The 19,801-nt window shown below is 55.4% G+C and carries 32 protein-coding genes; 23 read left to right on the forward strand and 9 right to left on the reverse strand.

Annotation, left to right across the window (positions count from 1 at the left end):
* The first annotated feature begins 13 nt into the window (after positions 1-13).
* The 20 genes from QZN75_RS05585 to QZN75_RS05680 all read left to right on the forward strand — a co-directional run bounded on the left by QZN75_RS05585 (position 14) and on the right by QZN75_RS05680 (position 11,318).
* On the forward strand, positions 14-340 hold the full coding sequence (locus QZN75_RS05585) for a 30S ribosomal protein S17 (RefSeq protein WP_292425848.1): 327 nt from the start codon (positions 14-16) through the stop codon (positions 338-340).
* Entirely contained in the window at positions 337-735 is a 399-nt protein-coding gene (locus QZN75_RS05590; protein WP_292425851.1) for a 50S ribosomal protein L14, read from the forward strand. Before QZN75_RS05585 ends, QZN75_RS05590 begins: the two co-directional genes overlap by 4 nt.
* A gap of 11 nt (positions 736-746) precedes the next feature.
* A complete protein-coding gene (rplX, locus tag QZN75_RS05595; RefSeq protein WP_292425853.1) occupies positions 747-1,112 on the forward strand; it encodes a 50S ribosomal protein L24 in 366 nt (121 codons plus the stop codon).
* Positions 1,112-1,837 (forward strand): 30S ribosomal protein S4e, encoded by a 726-nt coding sequence (locus QZN75_RS05600; RefSeq protein ID WP_292425856.1) that lies wholly within the window; start codon positions 1,112-1,114, stop codon positions 1,835-1,837. Before rplX ends, QZN75_RS05600 begins: the two co-directional genes overlap by 1 nt.
* 5 nt (positions 1,838-1,842) lie before the next feature.
* Positions 1,843-2,340, forward strand: coding sequence for a 50S ribosomal protein L5 (locus tag QZN75_RS05605; protein WP_292425941.1), 498 nt, complete (start codon positions 1,843-1,845; stop codon positions 2,338-2,340).
* The gene (locus QZN75_RS05610) at positions 2,340-2,495 is read left to right on the forward strand and encodes a 30S ribosomal protein S14 (RefSeq protein ID WP_012106085.1); all 156 of its coding nucleotides are present in this window, start codon (positions 2,340-2,342) and stop codon (positions 2,493-2,495) included. The genes QZN75_RS05605 and QZN75_RS05610 overlap by 1 nt, the downstream gene beginning before the upstream one ends.
* 14 nt (positions 2,496-2,509) lie before the next feature.
* The gene (locus QZN75_RS05615) at positions 2,510-2,902 is read left to right on the forward strand and encodes a 30S ribosomal protein S8 (protein WP_292425859.1); all 393 of its coding nucleotides are present in this window, start codon (positions 2,510-2,512) and stop codon (positions 2,900-2,902) included.
* Between the two features lie 12 nt (positions 2,903-2,914).
* Positions 2,915-3,439: a 50S ribosomal protein L6 gene (locus tag QZN75_RS05620; RefSeq protein WP_292425861.1), complete on the forward strand. Its 525-nt coding sequence runs from the start codon at positions 2,915-2,917 to the stop codon at positions 3,437-3,439.
* Between the two features lie 8 nt (positions 3,440-3,447).
* Entirely contained in the window at positions 3,448-4,203 is a 756-nt protein-coding gene (locus QZN75_RS05625) for a 50S ribosomal protein L32e (protein ID WP_292425863.1), read from the forward strand.
* A complete protein-coding gene (locus QZN75_RS05630) occupies positions 4,196-4,648 on the forward strand; it encodes a 50S ribosomal protein L19e (protein ID WP_292425866.1) in 453 nt (150 codons plus the stop codon). The genes QZN75_RS05625 and QZN75_RS05630 overlap by 8 nt, the downstream gene beginning before the upstream one ends.
* Before the next feature lies 1 nt (position 4,649).
* A complete protein-coding gene (locus tag QZN75_RS05635) occupies positions 4,650-5,174 on the forward strand; it encodes a 50S ribosomal protein L18 (RefSeq protein WP_292425869.1) in 525 nt (174 codons plus the stop codon).
* Positions 5,175-5,792 (forward strand): 30S ribosomal protein S5, encoded by a 618-nt coding sequence (locus QZN75_RS05640; RefSeq protein WP_292425873.1) that lies wholly within the window; start codon positions 5,175-5,177, stop codon positions 5,790-5,792. It begins immediately after the preceding gene.
* A complete protein-coding gene (locus tag QZN75_RS05645) occupies positions 5,793-6,254 on the forward strand; it encodes a 50S ribosomal protein L30 (protein ID WP_292425876.1) in 462 nt (153 codons plus the stop codon).
* A 4-nt stretch (positions 6,255-6,258) separates the two neighbouring features.
* Positions 6,259-6,687, forward strand: coding sequence for an uL15 family ribosomal protein (locus QZN75_RS05650; RefSeq protein ID WP_292425879.1), 429 nt, complete (start codon positions 6,259-6,261; stop codon positions 6,685-6,687).
* 24 nt (positions 6,688-6,711) lie between these two features.
* Positions 6,712-8,145: a preprotein translocase subunit SecY gene (gene secY, locus QZN75_RS05655; RefSeq protein ID WP_292425882.1), complete on the forward strand. Its 1,434-nt coding sequence runs from the start codon at positions 6,712-6,714 to the stop codon at positions 8,143-8,145.
* An 18-nt stretch (positions 8,146-8,163) separates the two neighbouring features.
* Positions 8,164-8,736 (forward strand): adenylate kinase, encoded by a 573-nt coding sequence (locus tag QZN75_RS05660; protein WP_292425886.1) that lies wholly within the window; start codon positions 8,164-8,166, stop codon positions 8,734-8,736.
* A gap of 19 nt (positions 8,737-8,755) precedes the next feature.
* On the forward strand, positions 8,756-9,367 hold the full coding sequence (locus QZN75_RS05665; protein ID WP_292425888.1) for a DUF106 domain-containing protein: 612 nt from the start codon (positions 8,756-8,758) through the stop codon (positions 9,365-9,367).
* Entirely contained in the window at positions 9,367-9,915 is a 549-nt protein-coding gene (cmk, locus tag QZN75_RS05670) for a (d)CMP kinase (RefSeq protein ID WP_292425892.1), read from the forward strand. The genes QZN75_RS05665 and cmk overlap by 1 nt, the downstream gene beginning before the upstream one ends.
* Before the next feature lie 90 nt (positions 9,916-10,005).
* The gene (locus QZN75_RS05675; protein WP_292425896.1) at positions 10,006-10,431 is read left to right on the forward strand and encodes a GNAT family N-acetyltransferase; all 426 of its coding nucleotides are present in this window, start codon (positions 10,006-10,008) and stop codon (positions 10,429-10,431) included.
* A complete protein-coding gene (locus QZN75_RS05680) occupies positions 10,431-11,318 on the forward strand; it encodes a DUF2156 domain-containing protein (RefSeq protein WP_292425899.1) in 888 nt (295 codons plus the stop codon). Before QZN75_RS05675 ends, QZN75_RS05680 begins: the two co-directional genes overlap by 1 nt.
* 86 nt (positions 11,319-11,404) lie before the next feature.
* Here the strand turns inward: QZN75_RS05680 and QZN75_RS05685 are convergent, their stop codons facing one another.
* Positions 11,405-12,010: a MarC family protein gene (locus QZN75_RS05685; RefSeq protein ID WP_292425902.1), complete on the reverse strand. Its 606-nt coding sequence runs from the start codon at positions 12,008-12,010 to the stop codon at positions 11,405-11,407.
* An 84-nt stretch (positions 12,011-12,094) separates the two neighbouring features.
* On the reverse strand, positions 12,095-13,255 hold the full coding sequence (locus tag QZN75_RS05690; RefSeq protein WP_292425905.1) for an APC family permease: 1,161 nt from the start codon (positions 13,253-13,255) through the stop codon (positions 12,095-12,097).
* Between the two features lie 406 nt (positions 13,256-13,661).
* Between QZN75_RS05690 and QZN75_RS05695 the strand changes: the two genes are divergently transcribed.
* The 3 genes from QZN75_RS05695 to QZN75_RS05705 all read left to right on the forward strand — a co-directional run bounded on the left by QZN75_RS05695 (position 13,662) and on the right by QZN75_RS05705 (position 15,219).
* On the forward strand, positions 13,662-14,045 hold the full coding sequence (locus QZN75_RS05695; RefSeq protein WP_292425907.1) for a rubredoxin: 384 nt from the start codon (positions 13,662-13,664) through the stop codon (positions 14,043-14,045).
* Between the two features lie 163 nt (positions 14,046-14,208).
* Positions 14,209-14,382, forward strand: a complete 174-nt coding sequence (locus QZN75_RS05700; RefSeq protein ID WP_292425910.1) for a hypothetical protein — start codon at positions 14,209-14,211, stop codon at positions 14,380-14,382.
* A 126-nt stretch (positions 14,383-14,508) separates the two neighbouring features.
* On the forward strand, positions 14,509-15,219 hold the full coding sequence (locus tag QZN75_RS05705; protein ID WP_292425914.1) for a hypothetical protein: 711 nt from the start codon (positions 14,509-14,511) through the stop codon (positions 15,217-15,219).
* Between the two features lie 288 nt (positions 15,220-15,507).
* Here the strand turns inward: QZN75_RS05705 and mtrH are convergent, their stop codons facing one another.
* The 7 genes from mtrH to mtrD all read right to left on the reverse strand — a co-directional run.
* Positions 15,508-16,545: a tetrahydromethanopterin S-methyltransferase subunit H gene (gene mtrH, locus QZN75_RS05710; protein WP_292425917.1), complete on the reverse strand. Its 1,038-nt coding sequence runs from the start codon at positions 16,543-16,545 to the stop codon at positions 15,508-15,510.
* A 15-nt stretch (positions 16,546-16,560) separates the two neighbouring features.
* Positions 16,561-17,298 carry a tetrahydromethanopterin S-methyltransferase subunit A gene (gene mtrA, locus QZN75_RS05715; protein ID WP_292425918.1) on the reverse strand — a complete coding sequence of 246 codons (738 nt, stop codon included), beginning with the start codon at positions 17,296-17,298 and terminating at the stop codon, positions 16,561-16,563.
* Between the two features lie 11 nt (positions 17,299-17,309).
* Positions 17,310-17,516 carry a tetrahydromethanopterin S-methyltransferase subunit F gene (locus QZN75_RS05720; protein ID WP_292425921.1) on the reverse strand — a complete coding sequence of 69 codons (207 nt, stop codon included), beginning with the start codon at positions 17,514-17,516 and terminating at the stop codon, positions 17,310-17,312.
* 6 nt (positions 17,517-17,522) lie between these two features.
* A complete protein-coding gene (gene mtrA / locus QZN75_RS05725; RefSeq protein ID WP_292425924.1) occupies positions 17,523-18,245 on the reverse strand; it encodes a tetrahydromethanopterin S-methyltransferase subunit A in 723 nt (240 codons plus the stop codon).
* A 1-nt stretch (position 18,246) separates the two neighbouring features.
* Positions 18,247-18,540 carry a tetrahydromethanopterin S-methyltransferase subunit MtrB gene (mtrB, locus tag QZN75_RS05730; RefSeq protein WP_292425927.1) on the reverse strand — a complete coding sequence of 98 codons (294 nt, stop codon included), beginning with the start codon at positions 18,538-18,540 and terminating at the stop codon, positions 18,247-18,249.
* Between the two features lies 1 nt (position 18,541).
* Positions 18,542-19,393 carry a tetrahydromethanopterin S-methyltransferase subunit MtrC gene (gene mtrC, locus QZN75_RS05735; RefSeq protein WP_292425930.1) on the reverse strand — a complete coding sequence of 284 codons (852 nt, stop codon included), beginning with the start codon at positions 19,391-19,393 and terminating at the stop codon, positions 18,542-18,544.
* Positions 19,394-19,402: 9 nt separating this feature from the next.
* The coding region (gene mtrD / locus QZN75_RS05740; RefSeq protein WP_292425933.1) for a tetrahydromethanopterin S-methyltransferase subunit D at positions 19,403-19,801 on the reverse strand (399 nt) is incomplete at its 5' end.

Here is a 19,801-nt window from a genome sequence, read left to right on the forward strand (position 1 = left end):
AGAGGATACCATAATGGCACAAAACATTGGATTGAACGTCCAGGCTCCCAAACAGGAGTGCAAGGACGTTAATTGTCCGTTTCACGGCACTTTACCGGTACGCGGCCAGGTGATCACCGGTAAGGTCGTGAGCGACAAAATGATGGGAACGGTCGTAGTTGCCCGGGATTACCTGCACTACGTCCGGAAATTCAACCGGTACGAAAAGCGCATCTCCAAACTTCACGCCCACAACCCGCCCTGCATCCAGGCAAAGGTGGGGGATCTTGTGAAGATCGCTGAGTGCAGACCGTTGTCGAAGAGCACGACGTATGTCGTTGTCGAGGTGCAGCAGCCATGAAGGCAAAGCAGTCCAAGATCCCACGGGCTCTTGCGACGGGAACAAGGCTTGCATGCGCCGATAATACCGGTGCGAGGACCGTGCAGATCATCTCTGTCTTCGGCTACCATGGTGTAAGGCGCCGCCAGCCCAAACTGGGCCTGGGGGATCTCTGCACGGCGAGCGTTCAGAAAGGTACCCCGGACATGCGCAAAAAGCTCGTGCGGGCGGTTGTCATCCGCCAGAAAAAGGAAATGCGCCGCCCCAATGGCATCCGCGTCTCCTTTGACGACAACGCTGTTGTCGTGGTGGACGAGAAGAACGAACCCAAAGGGACCGAGATCAAGGGACCGGTCGCCCGTGAAGTGGCAGAGCGGTACCCGAAGCTCGGCTCCATGGCGACGATCATTGTGTGAGGTGGCATGTCATGGTAAGAATTGAAAGTTCACAACCGCGCAAGCAGAGAAAGGCGCGGTACGATGCACCTGCACACATGAAGTCAAAGTTCCTCAACGCACCGCTCTCGGCAGCACTCAAGGAGAAATATGCAAAGAAGACGATCCGCGTTATCAAAGGCGATACCGTCAAGGTCACCCGCGGTGACCATGTCGGCGAGGAAGGACTCGTTGACGGCATTGACACCCGTAACGTGAAGATCATTGTCCACGGTGTCTCGTCCACCAAGGTTGACGGTACCGAAGTCCCGCGCCCCATCGACGCATCCAAGGTGGAGATTACCAAGCTCAAGCTCGATGACAAGCGCCGCGTCGAAAAACTCGGGGAGAAGGAATAATGTCAGATCATCTGAAAAGGCTCAACGCGCCCGATTCGTGGCACATCACCAAGAAAACCACGAAGTTTGTCGCAAAGACGGCGCCCGGCCCGCACAATGCAAATGCCATGCCGGTAGCCGTCTGGCTCCGGGATCAGCAGGGCCTTGCCCGCACCATGAAGGAAGTCAAGCAGATCCTCAAGCAGAAGGATGTCGTCATTAACGGCAGACCCTGCCGGGATCCCAAGATGGGCATCGGGATCTTTGATGTCATTGCCCTTCCCCGGATCGGCAAGTACTACCAGATCATCCGTGATGTCAAAGGCCGGCACAAAACCGTCGAGATTGATGCAGAATCCGCCCAGAAAAGGCTCTGCAAGATCGAGAACAAGACCACAATCCGCGACGGCAAAGTCCAGTTAAACCTCAGGTATGGGGCAAACGTCATTGCCGACAACACCTTCAAGTCAAACGATTCGGTTGTCATCTCCCTCAAACCCGAGGACCGGTTCAAGATCCTTGAACACTATCCGTTTGCCGCAGGCAACATGGCGACGATCATCGGTGGCCGGCACTCCGGCAAGGTTGCACGGATCGTCGAGATCATCAAGACCCCGGGCAGTGTCCCGAACAAGGTCATCCTTGAAGACGAGAAGACCAAGGAACGATTCGATACCATCGCGCCCTACATCTACATGATCGGAAAAGAGACCGTCTCAAAAGCAAATTGGGGGCTTGAACAGTGACCGCAATGCGAGAGATCCACATCGATAAGGTTGTTGTCCACATGGGCGTTGGCGAGAGTGGTGAAAAACTCGTCAAGGCCGAGAATATCATGAAGACGATCACCAAGCAGACCCCGATCCGCAGCATCGCAAAGATGACGCAGCCTGCGTTTAATATCAGGAAAGGCGCCCCGATTGGCTGCAAGGTCACGCTCCGCGGAAAAACTGCGGAGGACTTTATCAAGACTGCCTTGAACATCGTCAACAAGACGATCTTTGAGAGCCAGTTTGACAAGAGCGGGAACTTCTCGTTCGGCATTGAAGAGCACACGGATTTCCCCGGGATGTCCTACGATCCGCAGATCGGGATTTTCGGGATGGACGTTAACGTCGTGCTCGAGAGGAACGGCATCAGGATCACCCGCCGGAGAATGCAGAAGAAGAAGCTTCCCGAAAAGCAGCGCGTGAAGAAAGAGGATGCAGTTGCGTTTCTCAAAGAAGCATACTCGGTGGAGGTGCGCTGATGGGTGGCGAAAGAAAGAAGATCTACGGTCGCGGTGCAAACGAATGCAAGATGTGCGGGCGCAAGCAGGGGCTTGTCCGCCGGTACCATATCATGTTCTGCAGGCAGTGCTTCCGTGAATGGGCACAGAAGATGGGCTTTAAGAAGATGAATTGAGGAGTGACTGCACAATGACACGATTAAATACCATTGCAGACGCGATGAGTGCGTTAAAGAACGCAGGTGACACCGGAAAGTCCGAGTGCATCATCGAACCCGCAAGCAAGCTCCTCGGCTCAATGCTGCGCATCATGCAGGACGCCGGCTACATCGCCGGTTTCGAGTTTATTGAGGACGGCCGTGGCGGCCAGCTCAAGGTGCATCTCACCGGTAAGATCAACAAATGCGGTGCAATCTGCCCGCGTTTCTCGGTCCAGCTGGATGAGATGGAATTCTGGGAGAAGCAGTACCTGCCAGGCAAGAACTTCGGGCTCATGATCCTTTCCACCTCGCATGGCGTCATGTCGCATGTGCAGGCGCGCAAGGAAAGCATCGGCGGCGAACTGCTCGGGTATGTCTACTAGAGGGTGCGAATCATGGCAAGTGTAAGAAAAGTCAGGATCCCCGAAGGCGTCAAAGTAACGCTTGAGGGAACGCAGCTTGTAGTGACAGGACCAAAGGGCCAGCTGGTGCGCAGCGTCCGGTTCCCCCAGGTGACCGTGACTTGCGATGACAAAGAAATTGTCATCTCTACAGAATCCAGCCGTAAGGAAATTACCTCTATGGTCGGAACGTATCAGGCGCATGCAAAGAACATGTGCCGGGGCGTTTCCGAGGGATTCGAATACCGGATGAAAGTCGTTTACAGCCATTTCCCTATCCAGCTCAAACTGCAGGGAAAGCGGCTTGAGATTGCCAATTTCCTGGGCGAGAAGAAGGCCCGGTACGCCGACATTGCAGAGGGTGTTACCGCAAAGGTGGCAAACGACGAGGTCGTGCTGACCGGCATCGACCGGGAACTGGTTGGAAATACTGCAGCAAATATCGAGCACGCAACCCATATCCGTTACCGGGACCCCAGGGTCTTCCAGGACGGCATATACATGGTACAGAGGGGCTGAACTGAGCAATGACAACTGAAACCAAGCGACTGATCCGTGTGCGCACAGAGAAAGGTGCCGTCTTCAAGCGCGACGGGTTTGGCAAGAAGAGACAGCTCTCCGATTCATGGAGAAAGCCCCGCGGACAGCACAACAAACAGCGGGAGCAGAAGAAGGCGAAGGGAAACCTCCCCAAGCCCGGCTTTGGCAGCCCGGTTGCGGTGCGCGGTATGCACCCCAGCGGGTTCTTTGAAGTACTGGTTTTCACCCAAAAAGATCTTGAAAACCTGAACACGAAGACCCAGGCGATCCGGATATCAGCCGGCGTCGGTGGACGCAAGCGCAAAGCCCTTCAGGAAAAGGCGACAGAAGCAGGATTCAAGATCCTTAACCCCCGGGTCATCAAGGAACCCGTTAAGAAGGAGATACCTGCTGAAACGGAAAAAGAAGCGGTAAAGGACAAGAAAGAGACCAAGGCAAAAGAGGCCAGAAAAGAGGCCCCGGCAAAGAAAGGCAGTTCCAGGGCAGGAGATGCCAAAAAGAAAGGCGCTGTAGAGAAAAGGCCGGTAAAAGCCTCCGCATCCAAGTCCAAGCCCGCGGCGAAAGAAACTGAAAAGAAAGTGGAGAAATCCGCAAAGCCTAAAGCAAAAGAAGCGGCAAAGGCCCCGGCAAAGAAAGCCGCTCCTGTAAAATCGGAGAAGAAGCCCTCTGGCGGGGAGAAAGCTACGGCAGAAAAGGCCAAAGCAAAGAAAAAACCTTCATCCGGGGTGAAGAAGAATGACTGATGTTGCCAGCCAGAAGCGGCTTGCCGCATCCTTACTCAAATGCGGTGTCAACCGTGTCTGGTTCGACCCCGAGCGTATCTCGGACATCGAGAATGCAATCTCACGTGAGGACCTGCGCGGGCTCATCACCGATGGTGCGATCAAGGCGCACCAGAAGAAAGGCGTCAGCCGCGGCCGGGCACGCATACGCACCGCGAAGCGGGCATACGGACACCGCAAGGGAGTCGGGAAACGGAAAGGCGCACAGGGCGCACGGACCCCCAGCAAGCGGGCATGGATCCAGAAGATCCGTGCAATCAGAAAAGCACTCGTCGCACTCCGCGAGGCCGGTACCATAGACCGGCACCTCTACCGGGTCATCTACCGCAAGGCAGCCGGCGGGCAGTTCCGAAGTGTCGCGCACATGAAAGCACAGATGGAGATCATTGCCGGGAGGCTGAAGTAACATGGCGACCGGACCACGGTATTTAGTCCCTTTCCGCAGGCGGAGAGAAGGCAGAACCGATTATTACCAGAGAACCAAACTCGTTGTCGCTGATGCGCCACGTATGGTCGTACGCAGGACAAACCGGCATATCCTCGTGCAGCTGGTCACCGCCGAGATGGACGGGGACAAGACCCTTGTATCGGCAAATTCCGCCGAACTTGAAAAGTACGGATACACCGGGGCAACTGCAAACACACCTGCAGCATACCTTACGGGAATGCTCTTTGCTGCAAAAGCAAAGAAAGCAGGGCAGGGCCGTGCGATCCTCGATATCGGGCTCAACCGGGCAACCCCGGGAGCACGTGTCTTTGCTGCGCTCAAGGGCGCAGTCGATGCAGGTCTTGAGATCCCGTACGGCGAAGGGATCGTTCCCTCAGAGGAACGGCTTATGGGTGCGCATATCGCGGCCTACAACGATAAAGCCAAAGATATCGTCAAGAATGTCGAACAGGTGGCAGCCGCCATAAAGAAGGAGCTGGTGTAAATGGCATACGAAAAGGCAGAATGGCGCCCGGTCACCGGTCTTGGCAAGCTTGTTGCATCAGGGGAGATCAAGAGTATCGATCAGGTCCTTGAGTGCGGCAGACCGATCAAGGAACCCGAGATCGTCGATATGTTCCTCCCGGACCTTGAAGATGAGGTTCTTGATATCGCCATGATGCAGAGGATGACCGACTCGGGCCGCCGTGTCCAGTTCCGTGCTGTCGTGATTGTCGGCAACCGGAACGGGTACATCGGATTTGGCCAGGGAAAAGACGTCCAGGTCGGTGACGCAATCAAGAAAGCGATCACCAAGGCAAAGATGAACCTTGTAAAGGTGCGCCGCGGGTGCGGCAGCTGGGAATGCGGATGCGGTGTTATGCACTCCATCCCGATGCAGGTTGTGGGAGCGGCCGGTAGTGTCCGGATCACCCTCAAGCCCGCACCGCAGGGTATCGGCCTTGTCACCGGCGATATCAGCAAGAAAGTGCTCGAACTCGCCGGTATCAAGGATGTCTGGACATTTGCGCGCGGACAGACACGTACGACGATCAACTTTGCAAAGGCGACGTTCAACGCGTTAAAAGAAACCAACATGATCCGCACAGGGGGGTCAGAGTAAATGTACGCAGTCGTGCAGGTCCGCGGCGTGGTTAACACCCGCCAGGACATCAAAGACACGTTAAAGATGCTCCGTCTGCACCACATCAACCACTGCGTGCTCGTGGCAGATACACCCGAGAACCTCGGAATGATCCGCAAGGTACAGGATTACGTTGCGTATGGGGAAGTGGATGCAGCAACCCTTGAGACCCTGCTCAAGACCCGTGGCCGTGTGATAGGCGATGATCCCTTAACGGACGAGTACATCAAGTCCAACTCGACCTTCAGCGGTATCATCGAATTTGCGCAGGCACTGGCAAAGGGCGAGTCGAAGTTGCGCGACATCCCGGGCCTCAAGCCGGTCCTCCGGCTCCACCCGCCACGCAAGGGATACAAGACCACGAAGCGCACGTTTGTACAAGGCGGAGCGCTTGGCTATTATGGTCCGGAGATCAATACTCTCCTCTATAAGATGAGGTGAAGAGATGCCAACCAACAAACGTTCAAAATACCGCGGAACGCGGACGTGCGGCGGTGGAACCCACAAGAACCGCCGGGGTGCAGGCAACCGTGGCGGAAGGGGACGCGCAGGCATCAATGCCCACCACTTTGTCAAGTGGTATATGGAAATGGGAGGACCTGTCTTTGGTAAGAACGGATTCTTCCATAATCCTGCCGTCACCGTTTCCTCAATGGATATCGGGATTATCGATCAGATCGTACCCTCGCTCCTTGCACAGGGAATCGCCAAACAGGAAGGAGATGCAATTGTCTTAAACGCCGCCGATATCGGCATCGAAAAGGTGCTGGGCAGCGGTAAAGTCACAAAGAAACTTCACATCTCCGCAGCTGCGTTTTCTGAACAGGCAAAGGCAAAGATCGAGAAGACTGGTGGAAAGACGCAGGTCGTCTGACCCACCTGATTTTTTGGTGAAATAATGGGAGACCTGCTGGATCGAATGGAACCCATTCTTGCTGCGATGCCCGCAGTCAAGAGCCCGGACGGGCATGTCCACTTCAAGAATAAACTGCTATGGACACTGGGAATTTTAATTCTGTATTTTGCACTCACGAATATCCCGGTATTCGGGCTTGCATCCAGTTCACAGGATGTTTTCATGTACTGGCGTGCCCTGCTCGCCGGTGCAAGCGGTTCGATCGTGCACCTCGGTATCGGGCCGATCGTCACCGCATCCATCGTGCTCCAGCTCTTAAAAGGTGCCGATATCCTCCATATCGATACGAGCGAGGCCCGTGGACAGGTCATGTACATGGGTCTCCAGAAGATCCTCATTCTCGTTATGATCGTGATCGAGGCCGCGCCTAACCTCATCGGCGGGTTCATGCAGCCCGATCCCACCATTGCAGCACAGTTCTTCGGCGGCAACCTCTTTGCGGTCTCGCTGTTGATCTTTATCCAGATCTGTATCGGTGGTGTCCTTGTCTTCTTGATGGATGAAGTGGTTACCAAGTGGGGTATCGGTTCCGGTGTCGGACTCTTCATTATTGCCGGTATCTCGCAGGCCCTCGTGAACGGGTTCATCAACTGGACCGCAGTCAGCGATCCCTATCCGGTCGGGTTCTTCCCGCGCCTGTTCGCGGTCGTATTTGATGGTGCGAATTTCCTCCAGTATTTCGGGAATGATCTCCTTGCTTTTGCCACAACGATTGCAATCTTCTTAATCATCGTCTACGTGGAATCCACCCGTATCGAGATCCCCCTTGCCCATGCACAGGTGAGGGGTGCCCGGGCTCGTTTCCCGGTCAAGCTGATCTACGCCAGTGTCCTGCCAATGATCCTCGTAAGAGTGCTCCAGGCAAACATCCAGATGGTGGGGATGTTCCTCTCCAATGTGGGTATCACCATCCTGGGTAAATTCAATGGCCAGACGCCAACCTCCGGCCTGATGTACTTCCTTGCGCCTATCAACGGCCCGTCCAGCTGGATGTGGTGGGCGACCGATCTCGGGCATGCGCCGTGGGAAGTCCTCCTGCGTATGGGGGTTGATATCACCTTCATGGTGGTGGGCGGTGCGATCTTCGCGCTTTTCTGGATCAAGACCGCAGGTCTCGATTCAAAGGATGTGGCCCGGCAGATCCAGTTGTCCGGCATGTCGATCCCCGGTTACCGGAGAAATCCCCAAGTGCTGGAGAAGTACCTGGACCGGTACATCCCCCGTGTTACGATCATCGGTGGTGTGTTCATCGGTATCCTCAGTGTGGTCGCGAACCTCTTTGGTGTCATCGGGTCTGTCAGCGGTACGGGGTTGTTACTGACCGTGAGTATCACGTACAGGCTGTACGAAGAGATAGCGAGCCAGCAGATCATGGAGATGTATCCGTTCATGCGGACATTCTTTGGCAAAGACTGATTTGAGGAAGGGACGGGCATGGCAGGAAAAAAGGTCATTATCACGGGTGTGCCGGGTGTCGGTAAGACAACGGTCATTAACAAGGCATTAACCCAACTCAAAAGCGAAGGGGTGGACTACCAGCCTATCAATTTTGGCACCTTCATGTTCGAAGTTGCCAAGAGCGAGGGGCTCGTGCAGGATCGCGACCAGATGCGGACGCTTGACCGGGCCGATCAAAAACGGCTCCAGCAGCGCGCGGCGCAGGCGATCGCAAAGATTCCCGGTAACGTCATGATCGACACGCACGCATCGGTGAAAACCCCCAAGGGCTATCTCGCCGGGCTTCCGGAATGGGTGCTCCGCGAGATCATGCCCGATGTCATCATTCTCGTTGAAACGGATAATGACCAGATCCTCATGCGTCGCCTGACCGATGAGACGAGAACCCGGGACAAGGAGGGTGCGCGTGCGATTGCCGAGCACCAGGAATTCAACCGGGCTATCGCCGCCGCGTATGCCATGCTAACCGGGTGTACAATCAAGATCATCACCAACCCCGATCACCTGCTGGATCTTGCCGCTGCGGAGATGGCGGACGTCCTCAGGTAATCTCATTTAAGGTGACTTCATGGACTTAGGAAAATTCTGGGACAAGTACGGGTTGTACGTCGCATTGCTCTTTATGATGCTGATGATGGTCTCGTACAGCATCGCGTGGCTGCGGGTCGGCGTGGGGCAGGGTATTGATTCCCTGTTTGCGCCGCTCGTGGAAAGTTTCAAAATACCGTTTTTCATCCTGATCGTGATCCTCTCTGCAGCCACCGGCCTGTACTCCTCGATTATCCAGAAGTACACGATCGATTACGAGCGGATGACAGATGTGCAGGACCGGATGAAGGTGTTTCAGAAAGAATACCGGGAAGCCATGTTATCCCAGGATGAGAAGAGGATCAAGAAACTGGACACAAAAAAAGACCGCATGATGAAGGAGCAGCTCGAACTCTCCCAGCAGCAGTTCAAGCCGATGGCATACATCCTGGTCCTGACGGTCCCGATCTTCTTCTGGCTCCTGTACCGGCTCAGCCAGATCCACAATACGATCACGCTCCCATACTACGGGACGCTGAGCCTGACGGCGCCCCTGCTCTGGGTTATTCCTGCATGGATCATCTGGTATATGATCTGTTCGATCACGATCAGCCAGGTGATAAGGAAAGCCCTCAACATCGGGGGAATCTGATGCGGATCACCGTGAGCGGGCTTCCCGGCAGCGGGACCACCTCGCTCTCACGGTATCTTGCAGAACACCATGGGTTTACCATGATCTCGGCCGGCGAGGTCTTCCGTGAATGTGCGAAAGAGCACAACATGGGACTTGCCGAATTCGGTCGGCTTGCCGAACAGGACCCGGCCTATGATAAGATGATCGATGCCCGGCAAAAAGAGATTGCGGAGCAGAGAGACAATATCATTATTGAGGGCCGGCTCTCCGGCTGGATGGTGGATAAGGCTGATCTCAGGATCTGGCTCTTTGCCCCCATCGGCTGCCGACTCGAACGGATCGTGTTCCGCGACCAGATTGCCGATGTTGAGACGGCAAAGACGATCACGCTCGAACGCGAGCACTGCGAAGCGGTGAGGTACCGGCAGTACTACGATATCGACATCAACGATCTTTCAATCTACCACATTATCCTCAACTCGGAGCACTGGGGAATTGGTGAACTCGGGGCGATTGTCGATACTGCTATCGGGCAGTTGCAGGCAGTTCGCGGAAAGTCAGCATAGCCGGTCTCCAATGACAGCGATGGCCCGAAACCTGCAAAAAAATTTGGTCTCTTCTTATCCGTTGTTTTTTGTCGGGGGAGGTCGCGTGCGATGAACACGGATGATATCTGCGTCTCGCTCGTGCGCTCGTGGGATGCAGAGGAGATCGTCGCACTGTACCAGGCCGGCGGCTGGTGGAAGGACGAGTACGATCCTGCCGAGATCTCCCCACTTATCAGCGGCAGTTTTGCATTCGTGGTCGCGGCCGAAAAAAAAAGCGGCCGTGCGGTAGGGATGGGGCGTGCGATCTCGGACGGGGTATCGGATGCATATATCCAGGATCTCGTGGTGTTCCCCCGGTACCGGCGGCGTGATCTGGGTACGGCGATGGTCTCCCTGCTTGTTGCGCGGTGCAGGGAAGCGGGGATCTCATGGATCGCCCTTGTTGCCGAGCCCGGTTCGGAAAACTTCTACGTTCCGCTGGGATTTGCCCGGATGGAGGGGTATATCCCCCTGATATACCAAGGTGATCCGTGATGCTTGGACAGGAAGATTTCAGGCCGGTGACCCTTGCCGACCGGGCATTTTTCGAGCGCCACTACGCGCTGTACCCGCAGACCCACAGCGATAATACATTCACGAACATGGTCTGCTGGAACCATTTTGCCCAGTATCGGTACGCGTACGTGAACGGGAATGTGATCCTTGCAAGTACGATTGCCGGGGTGACCCGGTTCCGCCCGCCCATCGGCCCCCGCGACCCGGCGCTCATGAAGGATATCATCCGGTTTGCGATGGATATCGGTGACGACATCCCGATCGTCCTCATCGATCCGGCAACAGCACAGTGGATGCGGGAGCTCGATCCCACCCTCACTCTCGTCCCGGACCGGAACCACTTCGAGTACGTGTACCGGGCTCTGGACCTTGCCGAGCTCCCGGGAAAGAACTACCTCAAGATCCGCAGCCAGATCAACAAATTCCGGAAGAACTGCCGTCACACGGTCGAGCCGATCTCGCCCGCCAACCGGGAAGAAGTGATGGGATTTCTGGTGAAGTGGTGCGAGTGGAAGGGGTGCGAGAACGATCTGGTGCTCGCCCACGAGAAGGAGGCGGTATTCTATGCCATCGAGCATTTCGCCGAACTCCCTCTGCGTGGTCTCCTGATCCGGGTCATGTCGCAGGTCGCTGCCATATCTCTGTTCGAGCACCTTAACTCAGATACTGCGCTCGTCCATTTCGAGAAAGGGCTGCCGGACTGCGAAGGGATCTACAAGGCGATCAACGCAGAGACGGCGGCTTTTCTTGCCGGTGAAGTGGAATACATCAACCGGGAGAGCGACCTTGGCGTTTGCGGTCTCCGCGAGGCAAAGCAGCGGTACCACCCGCACCATATGGTCGAAGTCTGGTCGCTCAAACGGTGATGTTTTAGATCTCTTGCCCCGGATCTTTTTTCATAGCCTGATACACGGGAGCGGAGATACCAAAAAAAGAGGGCGTTTTGTTCGTTTCAGATCGTAATGGGCAGGCCCAGCGTCCCGATAATCCCTGAGAAAATGATCTTTATGGCAATGGCCGCGACGAGCATCCCGAGGACCTTTCCCATGATATCCGTGACAACGGTACCAAGAATCCTCTGGATACCCGCTGAAAAATACAGGATGATCCAGGTCGCCGCAAGGCAGAGTGTGATCGCGATAAACGGGATGAGAATGCCATAATCCTTTGAGAGGAGCATCACGGTCGTGATCGCGCCGGGACCGCAGAGGATTGGCGTACCTATCACGACGCCTGCTGCGGTAGGGGCCGCATCCTTCGACCTGCAGAGATCGATGCCAAGCGCCATCTCCATTCCCAGCAAAAAGAGCAGGATCCCCCCGGCGATCTGGAACGTGGAGAGCGTCAGGCCGAGGATACTGAAAATGGCGGTATTGAAGATGAGGAAGATATACATCAGGATCCCGGCCACTGCCACGGCAATGAATGCCTGCTTGTGGATCTCCCGCGAGGGCTGTCCTTTTGTCATGCTGGCAAAGATCGGAACCGATAAGAGCGGGTCGAGGATCACAAAAAGCGCCGCAAACGCATAGATTATACCTGAAACGAGGTCCGCCATATCACTACTGCAGATCATGTGCGGTTCTGATGGATAAATTCACGGATTTTGTCATCGTGGTCCGGGCCTAGGAGAGGGCGGGGCTCATATCAGGAAATAGAGTATCAGGATGGCGAACGTGGAGAGGGCGCCAGCCGCAGATACCAGCCGCATCCGTGTCTCCGTGATGAGGATCCACGAAGCGATACAGAAGAACAGGTACGGAATGAGGGTCGTGATCACGGAGATGCTTGCCAGCTGGTCAAAGTGATTGGAGAAGAGCAGGAGTGCTGCGGCAACGCCGCACCCGGCGACCAGTGCATATACCGGTGTGCCCCGTGCACCCAGATCGCGGAGCCGGGGGATACCAAACCGTGCCGAAAGGTTCTGGAGGATCCTTGAAGTGCCGACAATGTACGCGTTGATTGCCGAGAGCATAGCGACGATGCCGATACAGGCCACCACCGGCCCGGCGTCAGCCATAAAAAGCGCCGCTGCGGTTGCGACGGGTGCTGGTGATGCGGCGAGTACGCCGGTGCCAACGCTCCCGATCAGCGCGACGTTGAGGAGGAGATAGACCGAGACGACGATCACCATGACGCAGGTCAGGGCTTTTTTAATGAGCCGGGGATCGGTGGTCTCCTCGACGGGGATGGCGCTGATTTCAAAACCGGTAAACGGCCAGTACACGATAATAACTGTCGCAAGCAGGCCGGCGGTGGTGAGTGGGGCCGCGGGAGCAAGGTTCTCCAGCCTGACAAACGGGAGAAGGAGGAGCGCGATCAGGATCAGGGGGACGATCTTGATGAGGGTGAGGATGGTTTCGGTCTTTCCCGCAAGGGAGATCCCGATGATATTGATGCAGCAGAACCCGGCGATGATCCCGATCTCGATGAGGAGTACCTGCGCGAGCCCGAAGTAGCCGATATACTGCCCGATGCCGGCGGCGATAGTCGAAATCCCGAAGATGGATGAAACGAGGTACAAGATGATCAACGGGGCTGCCGCCTTCCGCCCAAAGACGGACTCAAAGAGGGAGTAGAAACCCCCTGAGTCCGTGAACCGGGTAGACACCGAGGCAAGGGAGAACAGTACGCAGGATGCGGAGACGGCGACGATCAGCCACGCGCAGAGCGACCAGACGCCGGTGAGCCGTGCGGCAATGCCCGGGACGACAAAAATACCGGAACCGATCGTCCCTCCGACCCCGAGGCTTACGAGCTCAACAAGCCCGAGCGATCGCCGGTAGGAGGTGATTTCTGCCATGGTGTTTTGCCTCATCTGGTTTGCTGGTAAGGGAGGTGTTTGGTATAACAGGTGTTACGCGTCTGGATGGTGCATATCACTATCTCCCGTCGATCCGGTTGCATCATTCAAAATATATAATATCCGGTAGTTGCCATCATCCGTTATAGCGGGCGTTTCCCGGGCCGGCCTCATCCGCCCGGATCGCCCGGTTCGGAGAGTACCCATGCCAGGAACGAAGAAAGTTTCCGGATCTTCCGGATCTAAAGCGGGAAAGCGGGTCGTGCGCCCGGCAAAATCCCCGGTACCGATGAAAAGAGCAGTCACTCAAAAAACGGCCGCATCGGCAAAGGAAACCACAGGACTAAAAAAAGGAAAGGCCGGTGGGAAAAAAACCGTAAATAAATCTCCTAAAAAGAAGGTTTCCGTGTTCAAACTGAAGCGGTACAAGTGCCGGCTCTGCGGGTATATCTACTCGCCGCTCCGCGGGGAACCGCACAACGGTATCCCGGCGGGAACCCCCTTTGAAGACCTTCCCGAAGACTATGTCTGCCCGGTCTGCGGGTACGAGGGACGCGGCAAGATCGGCACATGGGGTTTTGACGAGTGGGTGCCCACCCGGTACATCTGTGTGATTTGCGGGTATGTGTATGACGAGAAACGCGGTGAACCCCACAATGGCATAAAGCCTGGTACAAAGTTCGAAGATCTTCCTGATGATTATAAATGTCCTGTCTGCAATCAGGACGCGAAGATCAGAGTCCAGTTCGGGAATGTGTTAAAACAGGGATTCGATGCGCTTGATGTCTGACAGAATGTAATCCAGGACTCTTGTAATCTCTCTTTTTTCCTGGTTGTTTATTCCCCTTGGCCATTCAGGGTGTAAATGACGTGTCTTGATACCTTATACATCCATGCTGAATGTGCACAGATTACGCATATGATTTCATCTGATGAGGATATGGGGGTGTCAGATGCACAAAAGTCATGATCCGGTGATGCAACAGAAGCGTGAGGAGCTCGCCCGGTTCCTTGGCGTGGACAAAACCTCTCTCCGCATCTCCTTCGGCAACCAGAAGAACCTGCTCGCCGACTACGACCAGCTCGAGCATGTACAGGACGGGTTTTACATCTATCGCTTGTACTGACCGTTCAGGCACGTTCCTGATACCCCCGCTCTTTTTTTTCCAGGCAGCTCTCGTCGTAAATGTTTACAGAGATGATTCCCTGTCGGCCTGGCAACAAATATACTTCTTGGCAGTTTATATCCTGTAATGACCCAGATTCACTCGTTGTTCTCGTACCGTCTTGGAGCCGCCGCGATCGTGTTGCTCTGTATGGTGTCCTGCCTGCTGGTGGCTGGTGTCTGTGCGGCCGATGAATACTATGCCGGCTATCTCGGTGATGTCATCGACCTGCACGGCTATTCTTACCGGGGTACGGAGGTCTACCTGTTTATGACCGGCCCGGGTCTTCCCGCAGACGGCGTGACACTCACCGATGTGACCCAGCGTGCCGACCAAGGAGAGTTCACCATCGTCGACCTCGACAGCAGCCAGCAGTGGGCGATGAAATGGGATAGTTCAAGGATCTGGAACAAGATCGATCCGGGAACCTATCTCGTCTACGTGACCATGGAACCCGTCGATTACTCGCATCTGGGCGGCAGCGACAGCTACAAGACGCTCTCGGTGTACCTGAAGGACCCCGGTACCCGCACCGGAAGCAGCAGCACGTCCTACACATTGCATCCCGAAGAGCATATCTCCACCCTGACAGAGACCACGACCACGATGCAATCCGCGGTGATCACGACCCCGACGTTCCCATCTACCCCCGCCCGGGAGCCGACCACACCGGTGCCTGTTGTTTCCACCCGTGCAGCCGCGAAAACCACTACGCGGGCCGCAGCGCAGCCCATCACCGCCATTATTGCGGTGCTGGGTGGCACCGGTCTGCTCCTGTACCGGACGACTCGCCGGTAATGGCTCCCCCCCTCTCAAAACCACCTTTTTTCATACGCGGGTTTTATATCAGCTGGTGCGGATCAATGGATGATGGGATATGGACTTGACGGCGATGCATGAGGTGGCGCATCACCTGGCCTGGGCCGAAGCCCAGCGCCGGCTGGGGCGCAGTGCAGATTCAGAGGAGAGCTGTCGGCACGTTTTCGACACATAATGGAGTCGGCACCACGGGATAATGGGAACTAACATCCTTTACAGGGAAAATTTTCTCTTTTTTAAATATGCCCTGCGGCACCAAAAAAAAAATTAGATGAGTTTAAAGATTGGGTGGTTTTCAGCCTTGACATCGATACCCAAGGGGCGCATTGCCTCGAGGACAGCGATATCCGTGTATGCCTGTGCCGTGATCATTGCTTCGACGTTCTCGATTGGACCGTACATAATCAGGTTAGCACCGAGCGTGCTTGCGATCATGTTGCAGCCGATATCTGGAGCAGACCATGCAGCCTGCTTGATGCCCTCGATACCGCCAAGGTAGTGTTTGGACATCTGCTCGAGCAGCACATCGTTGCCCTTGTAACCCTCTGCCAATAATGACGGGGTTTTGTGTGTACCCTTCCAGCGGCGGAGCCATGTCCAGGCAACGGTCATGTTGTGGTATGCACCACCGGTCGGGAAACCGTGGATTGCCTTACAGGCAAGAATCTCACGGTATGCACTACCAGAACCAAGACCGAGAGGGGTTGCTGCCGTATCAAGGATCGGGCGGGTGATTCCGCACTCTTCTGAGATTGGGATCATGCCCATCTTCTGACCTGCGACGCCGCCTTCGGTGAGCACTTTCTCCCTGCCGGCAACTGACGGGTCTGCCGGGTTGAATGCGAGGACAATCGCAGCATCCACGTCACTGTTCTTCAACGCATCAATGTTCTCCTGAGCAATAGAACCGTTGATCGAGTTGTAGATCGCACGGTGTGCGAGCCCGACATCAGTCACGTACTTGCATGCATGAGCCAGTGCCTTTGGTACTGAAGAGTCCATCAGGAATGCAGTCTTGTTGTCGATACTGTCGAACCAGCTGATGTAGCTTTCGAACGCCTCCGGGTATTCAGCAAGGATCTGGATCATATGCGGAATACCGGTCGCGTCAGAGAGTGTCTGACAGCGGTTCCAGAGTGCTTCAGCCATTGGCTTGTTAATCTTTCCTGTCTTGTCGTCCAGCACAGCCTCATGCTTGTTGTAGAAGATTGAGGCTGCAAGAACGGTCGGGTACTCCCCGGGTTGTCCACCGAGTTTAGTGCCGTTGAAGTCCCAGACCTTCTGTTCTTTTTCGAATTTGAACATTTTTTTACACCTCCATTACACCAATGCCATCAATTTCTGGAGCATGAACAGCAGCATGACAAATACGATTAATCCTGCAACGAGGCCGTACAGTATGCCGATATCTCTCCCGATCTTTCTCCCAACACGCTGTGCCACTTCAGCATCCGCGAACTCGATTTTCTTCTCGATCTTGTCGAGTCTCTTCTCGATTTCGAGGAACTGGGGATTTGCTCCTGCAGCAGCGACTTCAGCGCCACCTGCAGCTTCTTTGACCTCGACGACGATAGCGTCAGCCGCGAATGCGCCGGGGTCTCTGGCCTTGAGTTCATTCATCTTGGCCTTGATGGCGTTCAGATCCTCACTTTCCATGATGTTGACGACTTCGATCTGCTCCTGGAAGCGCTTGATCGCCGCATCATTGAGATTCTCGATGAAGGGGATAGCACCTTCAGCGCCGACGACCCTGCCATCTTTGACACCACCTTTATGGAGGGCGATCATAGTCTGACCGGCGAGGTGGCCCTTGACCTCGGTACCGCAGCAGAGCATGAACCGGATGTTGGGGTTCGCGATGTAATTGGCGATGACCTTCTCAAGACCGAGGTTCTCGGTCTTACAGGACCCGCACATCGCAGCGCCTGCAGCACAGATACCTTCTTCGTCGAGGTGAGATCCGAAGGTGACGACAGCAACACAGCTGTTTGCGTCACCGGAGTGGAAGTCGCCCTTGACGAGCGGCCAGCCACTTGCTGGTGATTTCTTGTCTGCCATTTGTCTTCACCTCATATCAGTAATGCCGGCACCACAATCAGGATCATAGCACAGAGCAATCCCAAAACGAACCCGATGACACCGGTTGCGGTGACTGATGAGTCCATCTTGTTGGTGCGTGCCAGAATCTGCGATTTGTAGCGGATGTTCTCAACCATATTGTCGATTGCAACCATCCTGACTGGTCCTGCAGCAACTTTTGCTTCTTCTTCTGCCATCTCACTTCACCCCATCCACATGAATCCGAGCAGGGCGAACGAGACGATCAGACCGATCATCAGACCCTCGATCTTGCCTGCGTAGACACCGGAAGCAAACTTGTCCCGGTATCCGATATCCGTCACCATCTTCTCGATGACCTTCATACGGGCAGTGATGATCGCAATCTCGCCGGAGATTGGGGCAACTACGCCACCTGCCTCCTCAGCGCCACCTGCAGCTTCTTTGACCTCGACGACGATAGCGTCAGCCGCGAATGCGCCGGGGTCTCTGGCCTTGAGTTCATTCATCTTGGCCTTGATGGCGGCGAGATCCTCACTCTCCATGATGTTGACGACTTCGATCTGCTCCTGGAAGCGCTTGATCGCCGCGTCATTGAGATTCTCAATGAAGGGGATAGCACCTTCAGCGCCGACGACCCTGCCGTCTTTGACACCACCTTTATGGAGAGCGATCATAGTCTGACCGGCGAGGTGGCCCTTGACCTCGGTACCGCAGCAGAGCATGAACCGGATGTTGGGGTTCGCGATGTAATTGGCGATGACCTTCTCAAGACCGAGGTTCTCGGTCTTACAGGACCCGCACATCGCAGCGCCTGCAGCACAGATACCTTCTTCGTCGAGGTGAGATCCGAAGGTGACGACAGCAACACAGCTGTTTGCGTCACCGGAGTGGAAGTCGCCCTTGACGAGCGGCCAGCCACTTGCTGGTGATTTCTTGTCTGCCATATCATCTCACCTTGATCAACTGGAATGCAATGACTCCTGCAATGAGTAATCCAATCGCAAGTCCATACCAGAACGAGTTGATACTACCGGCAATCTTGAGCGACTTCTCACGGTTCGGGAAGGATGCAAGATAGATCCCTTCGCCAGAAAGCATGTTGACCAGATCGTCTGCCGAGGCTTCGAGGGTTGTAACCCTGTCAATCACCGGAGAGAACGATTCACCGGCAGTAGTTATGATCCCGACGAGGGGATCGGCTACGAGCCCGTACTCCGGGAGCACCAGAACGTATGCCATTTTAGTGTCCCTCCATCTCAGGAATTGGTTTAGTGTCGAGCCATGCTGCCGCGTCACGCTTCGAGAGTCCGATGTACTCGCAGTAGGTGTATCCCCATCCGACCAGTGCGATGATGAGCGAGATGAGGGCTGCTCCGGCGCTGATGAGGGCAAACGACATGATGGCTGCCACGATCATGCTCAAAAATCCGCACTCTGCGGTGAGCATGAGCATCCGGTCCTGTTTCCAGCCGGGTCCCAGGCACGCGTTGAACGGGTGCTGGACTGCGATTGCACCGAGCAGGAAAGCAACGGCCGTAAGTCCGCCGCCGATGAATGAAACCTGGTAACTGGGCATGGTGAGCGCACCAAACAGCGTCACCGTTCCGCTGGTGAGGCCGGTGAACGTAAAGCTGCCGGTGATAAGGACAGCAAAGCCCATCAGGGTAAGTGCCCCGACAACGGCGAGTTCAGTAAGTGACTGGATCATTACCGGGATCTTCATGTTGAGGACGTCGTTTGCGAGATATCCCAGGATGAGCCCGATGACGGCTGCAAGGACGAGCGCAACGATAGGTGCTGCAATGCCGAACTTGGTTGCAAGGAGCATCGCGATGACACCGGAACCGAATGCGATCATACCTGCTGAAGGTACACCGGTACCGATACCGTAACTGCAGAGCACCTTGATGGTGTTGCTTCCCCAGATGAGGGCTGCAACTACAGCGAGTCCGCCGAAGAACGAGAAGTACGCGGTGTTGGTGTATACATTGAGATAGGAGAGGTACAGGCACACGATCGTGCAGACGAGTCCTGCCACCATGATCTTCGGGTGCGGGATGCCTCCTTCGATTACTTCAACTTTAATGGACATTTCAACACCTCAGATCGTGACGATCAGGATCGCCACAAGACCGCAGAGAGCCGATGCGACCGCGGATGCAACGACTGCCCGTGGCCAGCGCTTGAACTTGGGGTCGTGCGGGCCCTCGATTGTTCCTGTGATGTTGTAAGCAGTCAGCACCGAGTTCACAAGGAACATACCGATGGCAAAGATTCCTGCAACGGAGATTGCGATCGGGAGGACCTGAGCTGCGGATGCACCCATGACGGTTGGGAGTGTTGCCTTGTAGAGGTCGAGAAGCGCGATATAGATGAGCGTTCCGCCAGCCCCGCCGAGAACACCACCGACAACACCGCCTACAAACGAGACGAACGGAAGACCGTGGCCTTCTGTACCCTGCGATTTGTATTCAGGCTGGGTGTCCCCGGTGATCGGGTC

The organism is Methanoregula sp. (assembly GCF_003170075.1).
Taxonomy (GTDB): domain Archaea; phylum Halobacteriota; class Methanomicrobia; order Methanomicrobiales; family Methanospirillaceae; genus Methanoregula.